Source organism: Streptomyces malachitofuscus, from assembly GCF_055571035.1.
In genome coordinates this window covers 22,474-39,145 of record NZ_JBVIGA010000022.1, presented here as the reverse complement: position 1 = coordinate 39,145, position 16,672 = coordinate 22,474, and the positions used below count along the sequence as shown (strand labels likewise).

Here is a 16,672-nt window from a genome sequence, read left to right as displayed (position 1 = left end):
GCCGGGCGGGGGAGGGGTCAGTCGCCCGCTTCCGGCTGCCGGGCGGCCGGGGCGAAGGGGCGTCGTCCCGGCCCGCGCTCGCCCAGGATCTTGGTCAGGGTGTGCGACCGGAACAGGATGATCTGCGTGATCACCTGGAGGAGGATCCAGGAGACCGCGTACAGGACGCCGTCCAGCGCCGGGACGGTGTCCACGGGCAGGGTGTACGCCATGATCACCCGCAGGAGCGCGTCGCACAGCAGGCCGACGGCCCACAACGTGGTCAGGCCCCGCCACACGCGCCGGAAGGCGGCGTCCGACTCCCACAGCTGCTCCAGTTTCGCCGACCGTCCGGGCATCAGCGTGCGCAGCGCCTGGTAGGTGAAGGGGCGCGCGGTGAACAGGGTGATCAGCAGCCAGACACCGGCCAGAGCGGTGAACAGGCCGTTGCGGGCCAGGGCGATACGGGGATCCGAGGTCAGCAGTGAGGCCAGCGCGCTCACCACCAGCAGGGCGACCGTGAAGACGCCGATGGAGTCCAGTTTGCGGTGGCGTATCGCACTGTGCAGTGTGTGCAGCGCGGGCGCGGATCCGCTGAGCAGCAAGGCCGTCATCTCGCCGGCACCGGCCGCGCGGAGGCCGTAGTAGAGCCCGACGGGCAGCACGATGTCGCAGACGACGGTGATCACGAACCCCCAGCGTGATGAGGGGGTCGCGGACGTGGTGGGGGGAGTCGTCGGGGGATGCCCCGGGGAGGGAGCCGTGGGCTCGGAGCCGGGGGTGGGGGAGGTCATGCGGTGTGCTCCCGGGGTGAGGGACTGACGGCTTGCCGTCCGATGCCGTTGCTACGCGGACTGGGTGCAGCGGTCGAACATGTCGGCCAGCTCGCGGGAACACCGGTCGAGGTCCATCGCCATGTGGCGCAGGTGGTGGCCCAGAACGCTGTCGATGGCGCCGCGCACGGCCAGAGCCATGGTGAAACAGTCGAAACTGGCGAACTCACCCGCCTTGTGGCCCTGTTCGAGCAGGGAGACGAGCCGCTCCACCGACATGATGCTGCGCTCGACGCTCTCCAGCCCGGTGATCTGCTGGTCCCGCACCATTCTGGTGATCTCTGTCAGAGCCTGTGTGTGCACCGGATAGCGGGCGACGAATTCAAAACTCGACGCGATGTACGCGCTGAGCTTGCCGCGATAGGTGTGCTCGTCACCCATGCGCGCGCCCGCTATTCTTTCGGCCTTCTCGACTATGGTGTTGGCGACTTCCGCGAACAGCTCGGGTTTGCCGGAGAAGTGGTACGAGATCATCCCGGTACTGCTCAGTTGGGCCTGCCGGGAGATTCTCGTGAACGACGTCTTTGCGTATCCGGATTCGGCGAGTGTCTCGATAGCCGCCTGAACTATCTGTGCCCGCCGTGCATTCTGCGTGAAGGTCCGGTTGTTCGGATTGGCTGTCCTGGCCATCATGGCCTCAGATTAGCCGGATCATGATCGGGTTTTTCCTAAAGTCCGAGAGTCCGTGGCCACGTGGAGATCCGTCCCCGTTCACCTCGCGGCTCCTTGTCTGTCAGCACACCTCGACCCGTCGTGCCGTGGTGCGGATCGCTTCCACCAGTTCCATCGTGGCGACGGACGCGGCGTGCGGCGCGGCGGCGGCTTCTTCGCCCGTGCGCACGGAGGTGGCGAACTCCTCCAGCAGCAGCATCAGTTGGTCCGCTGCGGGAAGGGTGAGCCGCTCCTCGCGGTCCTGTTCCTCCAGGACCAGCAGCGGTTGGTGGGCGGGCGGCGGGGTGAAGGCGCGCGTCACCGTCAGCCGCCCCCGGTCGCCCCACACCGTGTACGTCGACGCGTAGGCGTGCTCGAAGCCGAAGGCCAGCTCCGCCAGCACCCCCGACGGCGAGACGAGCAACACCTGCCCCGACAGTTCGAGTCCGTCCCGGGCCCGGGTGCGCAGGGACGCACCGGCCACCTCGATCCCCGGCCCGAGCAGCAGCGCGGCGGCCCGCAACGGGTACACCCCGACGTCGAGCAGTGCACCACCGCCCAGGCGGGCGTCGTAGCGGATGTCGTCGTCGGGCAGCGGCGGTATGCAGAACGCGGCCCGGAAGGCGGCAGGCCGCCCCAGCCGGCCCCCGGCCACCAGCTCACGCACTCTCGTGTGCTGCGGATGGTGCAGGAACATGAAGTTCTCACGCAGCGTCAGGCCCCGTTCCGCCGCCAGGGCGCACAGTGAGCGCGCCTCCTCGGCGGTGGTCCCGATCGGCTTCTCCACCAGCACGTGCTTGCCCGCACGCAGCGCTCGTTCGGCCCACGCGTGATGCAGGGCCGTCGGGGTCGACACATACACCGCGTCGATGTCGGGCCGGGCCAGCAGCGACTCGGCGTCGTCCTCGGCCGCGCACCCGAAGTGCTCGGCGAACAGGGCCGCCTTCTTGGCCGTACGGCCGGCCACGGCCACCAGGTCCCACTGCGGCATCCGTGTCACGGTCGGCAGCACCCGCCGCCGGGCGATCGACGACGTGCCGATCGCTCCCAGACGCAGCGGCCGGACCGTGGGCGCCGTCACAGGGACCTCCACGCGGCGATCAGAGTGCGGGCCTGCACGTTCAGATGGTGGCCGTAGCGCAGCAGCTCGTCGACCTGACGCAGCGACACCCAGCGGAACTCGTCGGAGACCGGAGGGATGTCGTCCACCTCAATGATCATGTAGCGGCTCTGGGCGTTGAGGAACCGACCGCCCTCCTCCGACAGCAGCACGTCGTACACGGCCGCGTCGCGTCGCCCGCGCACCTCGTCCAGATACGGCGGCAGCGCGGCGGGCGGCAGGTCCGCGTAGTTCTCCTCGGTGCACTGCACCGTCGGACCGAGCTCGACCACGGACAGGAACCCGGCCTCCGCGCGTGCCCGCAGCAGCACGTGCGGTACGCCGTTCACCCGCCGGACGAACAGCGCCGCCGTGCCCGTGCCGTGCGGCTCGACCAGCGGCTGGGACCACGCGGCCACCTCGCGCCGCCCGGAGACGACGTCGACGGCCACGACACTGAAGTGGCGCCCGCTGACATGGGACACGCGGTACGGGTCACGGTCCCAGTCCCTGGTCTCCGCGAGCCCGATCGGCGTCACCCTCACCTCGTGCTCGGCGCGGCGCCGGGTGATCCAGCTGCGGATCTCGGTGTCCGTGTGCAGTGACGCGGCCGGCCCGGTGACGTCCTCCCGCCAGTCCGGCAGGCAGGACAGTACGGTACGCGCGTCCATGTTCACGACGTTGTCCTGCCGCAGCAGCATGTTCACCTGACGCAGCGTCAGCCAGGCGAAGTCCTCGTCGGCCTCCACCTCGGGACCGACCCGCACGATCATGTTCCGGTTCCTCTTGCCCAGGAACCAGGATCCCTGCTCCGACTGCAGCACGTCCGCCACCACCGAGCCCGGTGCGGGCCGGCGGAAACAGTCCAGGTACTTCACCGCCGAACCGCCGTGCACCCGCATGTAGTTGCTGCGTGTCGCCTGCACGGTCGGGGAGACCTGCATCCCGTTCACGTTCCCCGGCTCCGACTTCGCCTGCATGAGCAGGTGCGGAACGCCGTCGAAGTCCCGCACGGCGATGCCCAGGATCCCGATCTCCCGCTGGTCGATGACGGGCTGCTCCCACGCGGACACCGGGCCGAAGTCCGAGCGGACCCGCAGCCCGTGCACCGCGAAGAAGCCGCCGCTCGTGTGGCGCAGGTCGCCGCTGCCCTCCTCGAACCGCCAGCCGTCCAGCTCGGCGAACGGCACCCGCTCCACCCGCTGGGGCTGGGTGCGGCGCCGGTCCTCCAGCCATGCGGCGACCTCCGCGTCGCTCAGCACACCGCCGTCGGCCGCCGCCGACACGGCCAGCGCCGCCGGCGTGCCGGCCTCCTCGCCGCGCGACGACGCGAGCGCGGTCGTCGGAGTCATGGATCCGCCCTTCTTTCGAGTCGGGAACGCGACGTCGCACACGGTCCGCCGGACCGGTGCCCCACAGGCGACCGCGCGGAAGGACGCACAGCCGATCGCCGCCCTCCCAGGGTGCCCGCCGGAGTTCCGGCATTCGCCTAGATCACCACCCCTTGCGGACGCTCCTCCCGCTGATTATGATCCGCCGCCGCTCCCCGCCGGACGCACGGAAACAGCGCCCCGGCCGACGCCGTCGCCCAAGGCCACGACGTGCCTAGAGATTCCCCTAGAGCGTTTCCTCCGGGCCCCGGACGGCTCCCGCCCGCGTGCGAACGTGTGCATCGCTCCCCTCCCTCCCGCCCTCGGTATCTGGAGTGCCATCGATGAACGAGCCGGTGCCCACCGACGTCCGGAACAGCGCCCCGGGCCACGAGCCCGTGGCCGTGGTCGGCCTCGCGTGCCGGCTCCCGGGGGCCGACGACCCGGCCGCGTTCTGGGACCTGCTCACCGAGGGCCGCAGCGCCGTCACCGACCTCCCCGAGGACCGCCGCACGGGCGTACCCGCCGCCGGCTGGCCCACCCCGCACGGCGGCACCGCCCCCCTGCGCGGCGGCTACATCACCGCTCCCGCCGACTTCGACGCCGCGTTCTTCGGCATCTCGCCCCGCGAGGCCGACGCCATGGACCCGCAGGCCCGACTCGCCCTGGAACTCGGCTGGGAGGCCCTGGAACACGCGGGTATCCCCGTCGCCGACGCCCCGCGCGCCACCGCCGTCTTCCTCGGCGCGGACACCTGCGACTACGCCGACGTGGTCCGCGCCTCCGGACAGGGCCCGGGACACCACACCCTGACCGGCCTCAACCGCTCCCTCATCGCCAACCGGCTGTCCTACGCGCTCGGCACCCGCGGCCCCAGTATGACCGTCGACAGCGCCCAGTCCTCCTCCCTCACCGCAGTGCAGCTGGCCTGCGACAGCCTGCGCGCCGGCGACTGCGAACTCGCCCTCGCCGGAGGCGTCCACCTCAACCTGAGCCCCGAGAGCTCCCTGGCGGCCGCCGGGTTCGGCGCGCTCTCCCCGGACGGCGCCTGCCACACCTTCGACGCCCGCGCCAACGGCTACGTCCGGGGCGAGGGCGGCGGACTCGTCGTGCTGAAGCCGCTGTCCCGCGCCCTCGCCGACGGCGACCGCATCCACGCCGTGATCCGCGGCGGCGCCCTCAACAACGACGGTACCGGCGCGAGCATCACCACCCCGGACGCCGACGCCCAGGCGGCCGTCCTGCGCACCGCCGTCCAGCGCGCCGGCCTCGACCCGGCCGGCATCGGCTACGTCGAACTCCACGGCACCGGCACCCGCGTCGGCGACCCCGTCGAGGCAACGGCCCTCGGCGCCGTCCTGGGCACCGCCGAGGGCCGCCGCACCCCGCTCGCCGTCGGCTCGGTGAAGACCAACATCGGCCACCTCGAAGGGGCCGCCGGCATCGCCGGGCTCCTCAAGACCGTGCTGTGCCTCTCCCACCGCCGGCTGGTGCCCAGCCTCAACCACCGGGAACCCCACCCGGCCATCGACCTCGACGCCCTCGGACTGCGCGTCCAGCGCGAGACCACCGCGTGGACCCCGGACGTCCCCGACACCCCGCTGCGCGCCGGCGTCTCCTCCTTCGGCATGGGCGGCACCAACGCCCACCTCGTCCTCGAAGAGCCCCCCGCCGCCGACAGGCCCCCGCGGCAGGAACACCGGGCCGCCCCCGCCACCGTCCCCTGGCTGCTGTCCGCCGCGGACCCCGACGCACTCCGCGCCCAGGCCGACCGCCTCGCCGCACACGTCCGCGCCACCGACGCCGACCCCGTCGACACCGCGTGGTCCCTGCTCACCACCCGCACCCCCCTCGCGCACCGCGCCCTGGCCGTGGGAGCCGACCGTGCCACCCTGCTCGGCGGCCTCGCCACCGCCGTTCCGGGCGGCCCGGTCACCGGAGACATCCACCGGCCCGTGTTCGTCTTCCCCGGCCAGGGCAGTCAGTGGGCCGGCATGGCCGCCGAACTCCTCGCCACCGCACCCGCCTTCGCCGCCCGTCTCGCCGCATGCGGTGACGCCCTCGCCCCGCACGTCGACTGGAACCTCGCCGCCGTGCTGCGCGGCGACCCGGACGCCCCGCCCCTGGACCGCTCCGACGTCGTACAGCCCGTCCTGTGGGCCGTCATGGTCTCCCTGGCCGCCCTCTGGCAGTCGCACGGCGTCCGGCCCGCCGCCGTCGTCGGACACTCCCAGGGCGAGATCGCCGCCGCCTGTGTCGCCGGCGCCCTGTCCCTGGAGGACGCCGCCCTGGTCGTCGCCCTGCGCAGCAGGATCCTCGTCCCCCTCGAAGGCCGCAGCGGCATGGTCTCGCTCGCCCTCGCCGAACAGGAGGCGCGCGACTTCGCCGCGCGCTGGGGCGACCGCGTCACCGTCGCCGCCCTCAACGGCCCCGCCTCCACCGTCGTCTCCGCCGACATCGGCACCGTCACCGACATCCTCGCCACCGCCGAGCACGAGAACATCCGCGCCCGCCGCGTCGGCATCGACTACGCCTCCCACTCACCGCACGTCGAACCCGTCCGCGACGAGATGCTCCGCCGCCTCGCCACGATCGTCCCGCGCCGGCCCGAGGTGCCCTTCCTCTCCACCGTCACCGGCGACTGGCTCGACGGCGCGGACACCGACGCCCGGTACTGGTACGACAACCTCCGCAACCCGGTGCTCCTCGAACCGGCCGTCCGCGCCCTCACCCGCGCCGGCCACGGCGCCTTCGTCGAGGTCAGCCCGCACCCCGTGCTCACCGGCCCGGTACAGGAGACCGTCGAGTCCACCGCGGACGCCCGCCAGGCCGTCGTCACCGGAACCCTGCGCCGCGGCGAGGGCGGCCCCGCCCGCTTCCAGACCTCGCTGGGCACCCTGTGGACCGCAGGCGCCGACGTCGACTGGACCCCCGCCTTCGCGGGGCTCAACCCCCGCCGGGTCTCCCTGCCCACCTACGCGTTCCAGCGCCGCCGCCATTGGATCACCGACACCGGCGGGCACCTGCCGGCGGGCACGGCCGGCACCCCGGTCGCACCGGCCGCCGAGGGCCCCGCCCCTGCTGTCACCGGACCCACCGACGCCGTGCTCGACCACGAGGGTGCGCTCCGCCTGGTCCGCGAGTCCACCGCGGTCGTCCTCGGCTACGACGGCCCCACGCGGGTCGACCCGGGGCGGACCTTCAAGGAACTCGGCGCCGACTCCGTCACCGCCGTCGAACTGCGCGACCGGATCAACACCCTCTCCGGCGCCCGACTCCCCGCGACGGCCGTCTACGAGTATCCGACGCCCGAACGCCTCGCCGCGCACCTCACCGCCCCCGCGCCCACCGACGGCACACCCCTGACCCGCCGTGATCCCGACGACGAACCGATCGCCATCGTGTCGATGGGCTGCCGCTTCCCCGGTGGCGTGCGCACCCCGGACGACCTGTGGCGTCTGATCAGCGAGGGGGCCGACGCGGTCTCCGCGTTCCCCACCGACCGAGGCTGGGACCTCGACGCGCTCTACGACGCCGACCCCGCCCGGACCGGCACCACCTACGTCCGCGAGGGCGGATTCCTGCACGACGCGGCCGAGTTCGACGCCGCCTTCTTCGGCATCTCGCCGCGTGAGGCGACGGCGATGGACCCGCAGCAGCGGCTGCTGCTGGAGACCACCTGGGAGACCGTCGAACGGGCGGGGATCGACCCGCACAGCCTGCCCGCCGGCGCCACCGGCGTCTTCGTCGGCGCCACCGCACCCGAGTACGGACCCCGCCTGCACGAAGCGGAAGAAGACGTCGAGGGGCACCTCCTCACCGGCACGACGGTGAGTGTGGCGTCGGGGCGCATCGCCTACGCGTTGGGATTGGAGGGCCCCGCGGTGACGGTCGACACGGCCTGTTCCTCGTCCCTGGTCGCCCTGCACCTCGCCGTCCGCGCCCTGCGCTCCGGCGAATGCTCGCTGGCCATCGCCGCCGGCGCCACCGTGATGTCCGGACCTGGCATGTTCGTCGAGTTCGGCCGCCAGCGGGGACTGGCGGCCGACGGCCGCTGCAAGCCCTTCTCCGCCGATGCGGACGGCACCAACTGGGCGGAAGGTGTGGGCGTTCTGCTGTTGGAGCGTCTGTCGGACGCGGAGGCGAACGGCCATCAGGTCCTTGCTGTGGTGCGGGGTTCGGCGATCAATCAGGACGGTGCGTCCAACGGCCTCACGGCTCCCAATGGTCTGTCCCAACAGCGGGTCATTCGCGGGGCGTTGGCGGATGCCGGGCTGTCGGCTGCGGACGTGGACGTGGTGGAGGCGCACGGTACGGGGACGAGGCTGGGAGATCCGATCGAGGCGCAGGCGTTGTTGGCCACGTACGGTCAGGAGCGCGAGGGTGACCGGCCGTTGTGGCTGGGGTCGGTGAAGTCGAACATCGGGCATGCGCAGGCGGCGTCGGGTATGGCCGGGGTCATCAAGATGGTGCAGGCGATGCGTTATGGCACGCTGCCCCGGTCGTTGCGGGCGGAGCGGCCGTCGCCGTTGGTGGACTGGTCCTCGGGTGCGGTGGAGTTGCTGGCGCGGGAGCGGGACTGGGAGGAGTGCGACGGTCGTCCGCGTCGGGCCGGCGTGTCGTCCTTCGGCATCAGCGGCACCAACGCCCACGTCATCCTTGAAGCCCCGGCCACGGCCGACACCCCGGCCATCGGCCGGCGCGACGTCGACATCACCCTGCCCTGGCTCGTCTCTGCCCGCACTCCGGCAGCGCTCGCCGAACAGGAAGCGCGCCTCCGGGAGTTCGCCGCCGGGGCCGACTCGTACGACGCGGTGGATGTGGCGTGGTCGTTGTGGCGGTCGCGTTCGGCGTTCGAGTGTCGGTCGGTGGTGGTGGCGGGGGAGCCGGTGGTGTCCGGTTCGGTGTCGGCTGGCGCGTCTTCTCCGGTATTTGTGTTCCCGGGGCAGGGGGCGCAGTGGGTGGGGATGGCGGTGGAGCTCCTCGACACCTGTCCGGTGTTCGCGGCTCGGTTCGCTGAGTGCGCCGAGGCGTTGGGTGGGTTCGTGGACTGGTCGTTGGTGGACGTGGTCCGGGGTGTGGAGGGTGTGCCGGGGCTGGACCGGGTGGATGTGGTGCAGCCGGTGTTGTGGGCGGTGATGGTGTCGCTCGCGGCGGTGTGGGAGTCCTACGGCGTCAGGCCCGCCGCCGTGGTGGGGCATTCGCAGGGTGAGATCGCCGCTGCGGTGGTGGCGGGTGCGTTGAGTGTGGCGGATGGTGCGCGGGTGGTGGCGTTGCGGTCGCGGGCGATCGTGGCGTTGGCCGGGCGTGGGGGCATGGTGTCGGTGGCCTTGCCGGCGCAGGGCGCGGAGGAGTTGGCGGCGCGGTGGCCGGGGCGGGTGTCGGTGGCGGCGGTGAACGGGCCGACGTCGACGGTGGTGTCCGGTGACGCCGACGCACTGGACGAGCTGGTCGCCCACGCCGACGCTCACCACATTCGGGTGCGGCGGATCGATGTGGACTACGCCTCGCATTCCGCGCATGTGGAGGCGATCGAGGCGGAGTTGGCGGAGGTTTTGGCGCCCGTGGTGGCGTTGGAGCCGGTGGTGCCGTTCCTGTCGACGGTGACGGGGGAGTGGATCGACACAGCTCAGACGGACGCGGGTTACTGGTACCGCAACCTGCGCCGGACGGTGCAGCTGGAACCCGCCGTCACCACGCTCCTCGCCGAAGGCCACGGAGCGTTTCTGGAGATGAGTCCGCACCCGGTGCTGACCGTCCCGGTCGCCGAGACCGTGGAGGCTGCGGGTTCGGAGGCGGTGGTGGTCGGGTCGTTGCGTCGGGGTGAGGGTGGCCTGGACCGCTTCCACCTCTCCCTGGGCGAGGCGTGGGCCGGAGGCGTGCCCGTCGACTGGACGCCCGCGTACGAGGGCTTGTCCCCGCATATCGTCGACCTGCCCACCTACCCCTTCCAGCGCAGCCGCTTCTGGCTCGATCTGCCGACGGCACGGGTGGGCGCCGACCCTGCCGAGGAGGCGTTCTGGCGGACCGTCGAGGAAGGGGACCTGGAGGCGCTGGCCGGCACGCTCGGCGTCGAGGAGGGGCTGGAGGCCGTCGTCCCGGCACTGGCGGCCTGGCGCCACACCCGCCATGCGCGTGGAGTCGTCGACAACTGGAGGTATCGCACGGAGTGGCGCCCCCTGCCTGCCCGCGCCGCAACCTCGGCCGACGGGACCTGGCTGCTGGTCGTCCCCGAGGTGCCGGAAGGCATCCGAGTCGTCGCCGACACGGTCTCCGCATTGGAGGCGCGCGGCGCCCGTGCGGTCGTCGTGACCGCCGTCGGCGACCTGGACCGGACCGCCCTCGGCGCCCTGCTCACGTCGGCTGCCGAGTCGGCCGAGTTGACCGGGGTGCTGTCGTTCCTTGCCCTTGACGAACGACCTCACCCGCGCCACCCCGCGGTCCGGCTCGGACTGGCCGGAACGCTCACCCTCGTACAGGCACTCGGTGATGCGTCGGTCGACGCGCCCCTGTGGTGCGTGACGCAGGGCGCCGTCGGAGTCGGCCGGGACGAGGCGCCGACCGCACCCGAACAGGCAGGCGTCTGGGGCATCGGCAGGGTCGCCGCCCTGGAGCACCCCAAGCGATGGGGCGGCCTCGTCGACCTCCCGGCGGCCGACGCCGACCGTGCCGCGGACCTGCTGGTGGACACCGTCGTGGCGGGCGCCGTGGAGGACCAGGTGGCGCTCCGCGACGGCACTGCCCACGGACGCCGGCTCGTCCACGCGGCCACGGGCGGCAAGGCGGCCCCGCGCGGCTGGAAGCCGCGTGGCACGGTGCTGGTGACCGGCGGTACCGGAGCGCTCGGCGCCCATGTCGCGCGCTGGCTGTCCGGGCGCGGCGCGGAGCATGTCGTCCTCGTCGGCCGCCGCGGCGACGGCCCTCACCTCGGCGACCTGCGGGACGAACTCGCCGGTCACGGCACGCGGCTCACCGTCGCCGCCTGCGACATCGCCGACCGCGACGCCCTCGCCGGCCTGGTGGACGGCCTCGCCGCAGAGGGCGGACCCGTGCGCTCCGTCGTCCACGCAGCCGGCGTGAGCGTGCTCGGCCCCATCGCGGAGGCCCACGTCGAGGATCTCGCCGCCACCCTCTCGGGCAAGGTGCTCGGCGCGACCCACCTCGACGAGGTACTGGACGACACCGAACTGGATGCTGTCGTCTACTTCTCGTCCATCTCGGGTACGTGGGGCGTCGCCGACCACGCCGCCTACGGCGCGGCGAACGCGATCCTCGACGCCTGCGCCGAGCGGCGGCGCGCCAACGGCACCCCCGTGCTCTCCGTGGCCTGGGGTCCCTGGGCGGGCGGCGGGATGATCGCCGAGTCCGTCCAGGACGTCCTGCGCCGCAGGGGCGTTCCCGTCATCCAGCCGGGCACCGCGATCACGGGGCTCCAGCAGGCCCTCGATCACGACGACACCGTCGTGGCGGTCGCCGACGTCGACTGGCGCCGGTTCGCCGAGGTGTTCACTTCCGTACGCGGCAGCGCCCTCCTGGCCGAACTGCCCGCCGCCCGGACGGAACCGGCCGACGCCGAGGCCGGGGACGCCGCCGGCACCTCCGCCGCGCTCCGCGAACTCACCGGCCTTCCGCCCGCTCGCCGGCTGGCCGCACTGCGCACCCTCGTCGGCACCCATGTGGCGGCCACGCTGGGACACGCCGACGCCGGGGCCGTCAGCGCCGAGGCGGCGTTCAAGGAACTGGGATTCGACTCCCTCACCGCCGTCGCCCTGCGCGACCGACTGCACCGCGCGACCGGCCTGAAGCTCCCCACCACCGTCGTCTTCGACCACCCGACCGTCTCCGCGCTCGCCGCCTGCCTCGACGACCTCGCGTTCGACGGCAGGGGAGACGAGGACGCACAGCCCGGCACGGAGAGCACCGCCGCGGCGTCCCCTCGGGATTTCGGCGACGACGAACCGATCGCCATCGTGTCGATGGGCTGCCGCTTCCCCGGCGGAGTGCGCACACCGGACGACCTCTGGCGCCTGGTCCTCGACGGCGTGGACGCCATCACTCCGCTCCCCACGGACCGTGGGTGGGACCTCGACGCCCTCTATGACGCCGACCCCGACCACCTCGGCACCAGCTACGTACGTGAGAGTGGGTTCCTCGACGGGGCGGCCGAGTTCGACGCCGGGTTCTTCGGCATCTCGCCGCGTGAGGCGACGGCGATGGACCCGCAGCAGCGGCTGCTGCTGGAGACCACCTGGGAGACCCTGGAGAGGGCGGGCATCGACCCCAAGAGCCTCCGGGGCAGCACCACCGGTGTCTATGTCGGCCTCACCGACCAGGAGTACGCCACCCGGCTGCGCGCCGCGTCAGGAGACAACGAGGGGTACCTCGCCACAGGGGCGGCCGCGAGTGTGGCGTCGGGGCGCATCGCCTACGCGTTGGGCCTGGAGGGCCCCGCGGTGACGGTCGACACGGCCTGTTCCTCGTCCCTGGTCGCCCTGCACCTCGCCGTCCGCGCCCTGCGCGCGGGGGAGTGCCGACTCGCGGTGGCCGGTGCGGCCACGGTGATGTCGGGACCGGGACCGTTCGTCGCCTTCAGCCGGCAGCGTGCCCTGGCCGTCGACGGCCGCTGCAAGCCCTTCTCCGCCGAGGCCGACGGCTTCGCGCTGTCCGAGGGCGTGGGCGTTCTGCTGTTGGAGCGTCTGTCGGACGCGGTAGCGAACGGGCATCACGTCCTTGCTGTGGTGCGGGGTTCGGCGATCAATCAGGACGGAGCGTCGAACGGTTTGACGGCTCCGAACGGTCCTTCGCAGCAGCGGGTGATTCGTGCGGCGTTGGCGGATGCCGGGCTGTCGGCTGCGGACGTGGACGTGGTGGAGGCGCATGGCACGGGGACGAGGCTGGGAGATCCGATCGAGGCGCAGGCGTTGTTGGCCACGTACGGCCAGGAGCGCGAGGGCGAACGGCCGTTGTGGCTGGGGTCGGTGAAGTCGAACATCGGGCATGCGCAGGCGGCGTCGGGTATGGCCGGGGTCATCAAGATGGTGCAGGCGATGCGTTATGGCACGCTGCCCCGGTCGTTGCGGGCGGAGCGGCCGTCGCCGTTGGTGGACTGGTCCTCGGGTGCGGTGGAGTTGCTGGCGCGGGAGCGGGACTGGGAGGAGTGTGACGGTCGTCCGCGTCGGGCCGGCGTGTCGTCCTTCGGCATCAGCGGCACCAACGCCCACGTCATCGTCGAGGCTCCACGCCGAGTCGCCGACGTGCGTCCGCCGCACCGTGAGCCTGCAGCCGTCCCGCCCTTCCTGGTTTCCGCCCGTACCGAGGAGGCCCTGGCAGCCCAGGTCGACCGGCTGACCGCCTGTCTGCAGTCCACTGACGCGGATCCGGTGGATGTGGCGTGGTCGTTGTGGCGGTCGCGTTCGGCGTTCGAGTGTCGGTCGGTGGTGGTGGCGGGGGAGCCGGTGGTGTCCGGTTCGGTGTCGGCCGGCGCGTCTTCTCCGGTGTTCGTGTTTCCGGGGCAGGGGGCGCAGTGGGTGGGGATGGCGGTGGAGCTCCTCGACGCCTGTCCGGTGTTCGCGGCTCGGTTCGCTGAGTGTGGCGAGGCGTTGGGTGGGTTCGTGGACTGGTCGTTGGTGGACGTGGTTCGCGGTGTGGAGGGTGCGCCGGGGCTGGACCGGGTGGATGTGGTGCAGCCGGTGTTGTGGGCGGTGATGGTGTCGCTTGCGGCGGTGTGGGAGTCGTATGGCGTCAGGCCTGCTGCTGTGGTGGGGCATTCGCAGGGTGAGATCGCTGCTGCGGTGGTGGCGGGTGCGTTGAGTGTGGTGGATGGTGCGCGGGTGGTGGCGTTGCGGTCGCGGGCGATCGTGGCGTTGGCCGGTCGTGGGGGCATGGTGTCGGTGGCCTTGCCGGCGCAGGGCGCGGCGGAGTTGGCGGCGCGGTGGCCGGGGCGGGTGTCGGTGGCGGCGGTGAACGGGCCGACGTCGACGGTGGTGTCCGGTGACGCCGACGCACTGGATGAGTTGGTCGCCCACGCCGACGCTCACGGCATTCGGGTGCGGCGGATCGATGTGGATTACGCCTCGCATTCCGCGCATGTGGAGGCGATCGAGGCGGAGTTGGCGGAGGTTTTGGCGCCGGTGGTGGCGTTGGAGCCGTCGGTGCCGTTCCTGTCGACGGTGACGGGGGAGTGGCTCGACACAGCTCGGACGGACGCGGGTTACTGGTATCGCAACCTGCGCCGGACGGTGCAGCTGGAGCCGGTCGTGCGGCGGCTGGTGGAGTCCGGTCACGGAGCCTTCCTGGAGATGAGTCCGCACCCGGTGCTGACCGTTCCGGTGGGAGAGACCGTCGAGGACGCGGGCGTGGACGCGGTGGTGGTCGGGTCGTTGCGTCGGGGTGAGGGCGGCCTGGACCGCTTCCACCTCTCCCTGGGCGAGGCGTGGGCCGGAGGCGTGCCCGTCGACTGGACGCCTGCCTACGAGGGTCTGTCCCCGCATATCGTCGACCTGCCCACCTACCCCTTCCAGCACAGCCGTTTCTGGCTGGATGCGCCGAAGCCGGCAGTCGCCGCCGACCCGGTCGAGGAGGCGTTCTGGCGGACCGTCGAGGAAGGGGACCTGGAGGCGCTGGCCGGCACGCTCGGCGTCGAGGAGGGGCTGGAGGCCGTCGTCCCGGCACTGGCGGCCTGGCGCCACACCCGTCATGAGCGGAGCCTGCTCGACAACTGGCGTTACCGCGTGGTGTGGAGGCCCTTCCCCGCTCCCGACAAGCGTCGTCCCCTTGAGGGGGACTGGCTGATCGTCGTACCCGAGACCCGATCCGGCGACGACCTCACGGTGCGGACCCGCCGTGTGCTGGAGGAGTCGGGGGCGCGTGTCGTACCCGTTGCCGTGCCCGAACAGGCGGACCGCGTCGTTCTCACCGAAGTGCTCGAAGCCGCTGTGCCGCACTTGGACACCACGCCGACCGGAGTGCTCTCGCTGCTCGCGCTCGACGACGAACCGGACAAGCGCAGCCCCGGTGTCTCCAAGGGCCTGCTGGCCACCATGGCGTTGAGCCAGGCACTGACCGACACGGAGGTGCGCGCCGGACTGTGGACGCTGACCCGTGGAGCCGTCCCGGTCGACGGCGAGGGGGTGCCGAACGCCGGGCAGGCTGCCGTGTGGGGTCTGCTGCGGGTGGCCGCGCTGGACGACTCCGAGCGGGCGGGCGGTCTGGTCGACCTCCCGGCCGACGGCTCCACCGACGTGCTCACCCACCTGCCCACGCTGTTGGCCACGGGTGGAAGCTCCGGCTCGGAGAGCGAGTTCGCGCTCCGGAGCGGGTCCGTCGGCATCCGCGTCCGGCGCATGGTGCGCGCCCCTCTCCCCGCCACGGGCTCGGCCCCGACGCCGGTGTGGAAGCCGCGCGGCACGGTGCTCGTGACCGGCGGTACGGGAGCCCTCGGCGCCCACGTGGCCCGGGATCTCGCCCGCGAGGGAGCGGAGCACCTCGTACTGACCAGCAGGCGTGGCCCCGACGCACCCGGAGCGGCCGAACTGGCCCAGGAATTGACCGACCTCGGCTGCCGGGTGACGATCTCCGCCTGTGACGTGGCCGACCGCGACGCACTGGCAGCGCTCCTGGAGGAGCTGCCCGCCGAACCGCCGCTGACGGCGGTCGTGCACACCGCGGGCTCCGTCGACCGGGCTCGTCCGCTCACCCAGGTCGACACCGACGAGGCAGTCGACCTGATGCACGCCAAGGTCGTCGGTGCCCGGAATCTGCACGAGCTGCTCTCCGGACGCGCGTTGGACGCCTTCGTCCTCTTCTCTTCCGGCGCCGGCGTCTGGGGCAACGGCGGTCAGGCACCGTACGCCGCGGCCAACGCTCACCTGGACGCCCTCGCCGAGGCCCGCCGGGCCGCGGGGCTGCCCGCCACCGCGATCGCCTGGGGGGCGTGGGCGGGCGGCGGAATGGTCGACGCCGAGGTCGGGGAACAGCTGTTGCGGCGTGGTGTGCCGGCCATGGAGCCGCGACTCGCCGTACGCGCCCTGCGGGAGTCGGTGGCGGCGGACGACACCACCGTCGTCGTGGCGGACATCCGGTGGGATCGCTTCGTAGCGGCGTACTGCGCCCACGGGCACCGCCCGCTCATCGAGGAAGTCCCGGACGTGCGGGCCCTGCTGGCGGCACAACAGGCCCAGGACCAGGCCCGGCAGCCGGCGGACGCGTCCGGCGCGGCGAGCGGGCTGCGCGGTGAGCTGGCCGCGCTGGCCCCGGCCAAGCGCGGGCGCCGGTTGGCGGAGCTGATCCGGACGCATGTCGAAGCGGTCCTCGGTTCCGGGTCGGCGAAGGCGGTCAGGCCCGGAAAGGCCTTCCGCGACATGGGGTTCGACTCGCTGACCGCCGTGGAACTGCGCAACCGGCTCGGCGCCGCCCTCGGCACCAAGCTCTCCGCGACCCTCGTGTTCGACCATCCCACACCGAAGGCGCTCGCCGACCACCTGGACGCGGAGCTCTTCCCCACCGACGACGGCGTCCCCGGGCTCGACCCCCGGCTCAAGGAGGTCGAAGCGGCCTACCGCGCCACCGTCGACCCCGCCGACCGGAAGGAACTCGCGGACGCGCTGCGCGGCCTGCTCGACACCTGGGCGGCGGCACCCACCGACGAGCCGGCCCCCGCGGCCGTGGACGAGGAACTGGTCGGCGCCTCCGACCAGGACATGTTCGACCTGATCGACAAGGAACTCGGGATCTCCTGAGCG

5 protein-coding genes are annotated in these 16,672 nt (G+C 72.5%); 1 reads left to right on the top strand and 4 read right to left on the bottom strand.

Annotated elements, in window-relative coordinates; genetic code table 11:
- Positions 1-17: 17 nt before the first annotated feature.
- The 4 genes from ACZ44S_RS28150 to ACZ44S_RS28135 all read right to left on the bottom strand — a co-directional run bounded on the left by ACZ44S_RS28150 (position 18) and on the right by ACZ44S_RS28135 (position 3,914).
- The gene (locus ACZ44S_RS28150; protein ID WP_466933780.1) at positions 18-773 is read right to left on the bottom strand and encodes a VC0807 family protein; all 756 of its coding nucleotides are present in this window, start codon (positions 771-773) and stop codon (positions 18-20) included.
- A gap of 51 nt (positions 774-824) precedes the next feature.
- Positions 825-1,445: a TetR/AcrR family transcriptional regulator gene (locus tag ACZ44S_RS28145; RefSeq protein WP_466933778.1), complete on the bottom strand. Its 621-nt coding sequence runs from the start codon at positions 1,443-1,445 to the stop codon at positions 825-827.
- Between the two features lie 100 nt (positions 1,446-1,545).
- Complete coding sequence (locus ACZ44S_RS28140) at positions 1,546-2,544, bottom strand: Gfo/Idh/MocA family protein (protein ID WP_466933776.1); 999 nt, start codon at positions 2,542-2,544, stop codon at positions 1,546-1,548.
- Positions 2,541-3,914, bottom strand: a complete 1,374-nt coding sequence (locus ACZ44S_RS28135; protein ID WP_466933774.1) for an NDP-hexose 2,3-dehydratase family protein — start codon at positions 3,912-3,914, stop codon at positions 2,541-2,543. The genes ACZ44S_RS28140 and ACZ44S_RS28135 overlap by 4 nt, the downstream gene beginning before the upstream one ends.
- A 362-nt stretch (positions 3,915-4,276) precedes the next feature.
- Here ACZ44S_RS28135 and ACZ44S_RS28130 point away from each other — a divergent pair, with 362 nt between their 5' ends.
- Entirely contained in the window at positions 4,277-16,669 is a 12,393-nt protein-coding gene (locus tag ACZ44S_RS28130; RefSeq protein ID WP_466933772.1) for a type I polyketide synthase, read from the top strand.
- Positions 16,670-16,672: the final 3 nt, after the last annotated feature.

What these genes read in the sequence shown, in the direction of transcription:
- ACZ44S_RS28150 (WP_466933780.1), bottom strand. Translation starts at nt 773, where the DNA reads ATGACCTCCCCCACCCCCGGCTCCGAGCCCACGGCTCCCTCCCCGGGG.
- ACZ44S_RS28145 (WP_466933778.1), bottom strand. Translation starts at nt 1,445, where the DNA reads ATGATGGCCAGGACAGCCAATCCGAACAACCGGACCTTCACGCAGAAT.
- ACZ44S_RS28135 (WP_466933774.1), bottom strand. Translation starts at nt 3,914, where the DNA reads ATGACTCCGACGACCGCGCTCGCGTCGTCGCGCGGCGAGGAGGCCGGC.
- ACZ44S_RS28130 (WP_466933772.1), top strand. Translation starts at nt 4,277, where the DNA reads ATGAACGAGCCGGTGCCCACCGACGTCCGGAACAGCGCCCCGGGCCAC.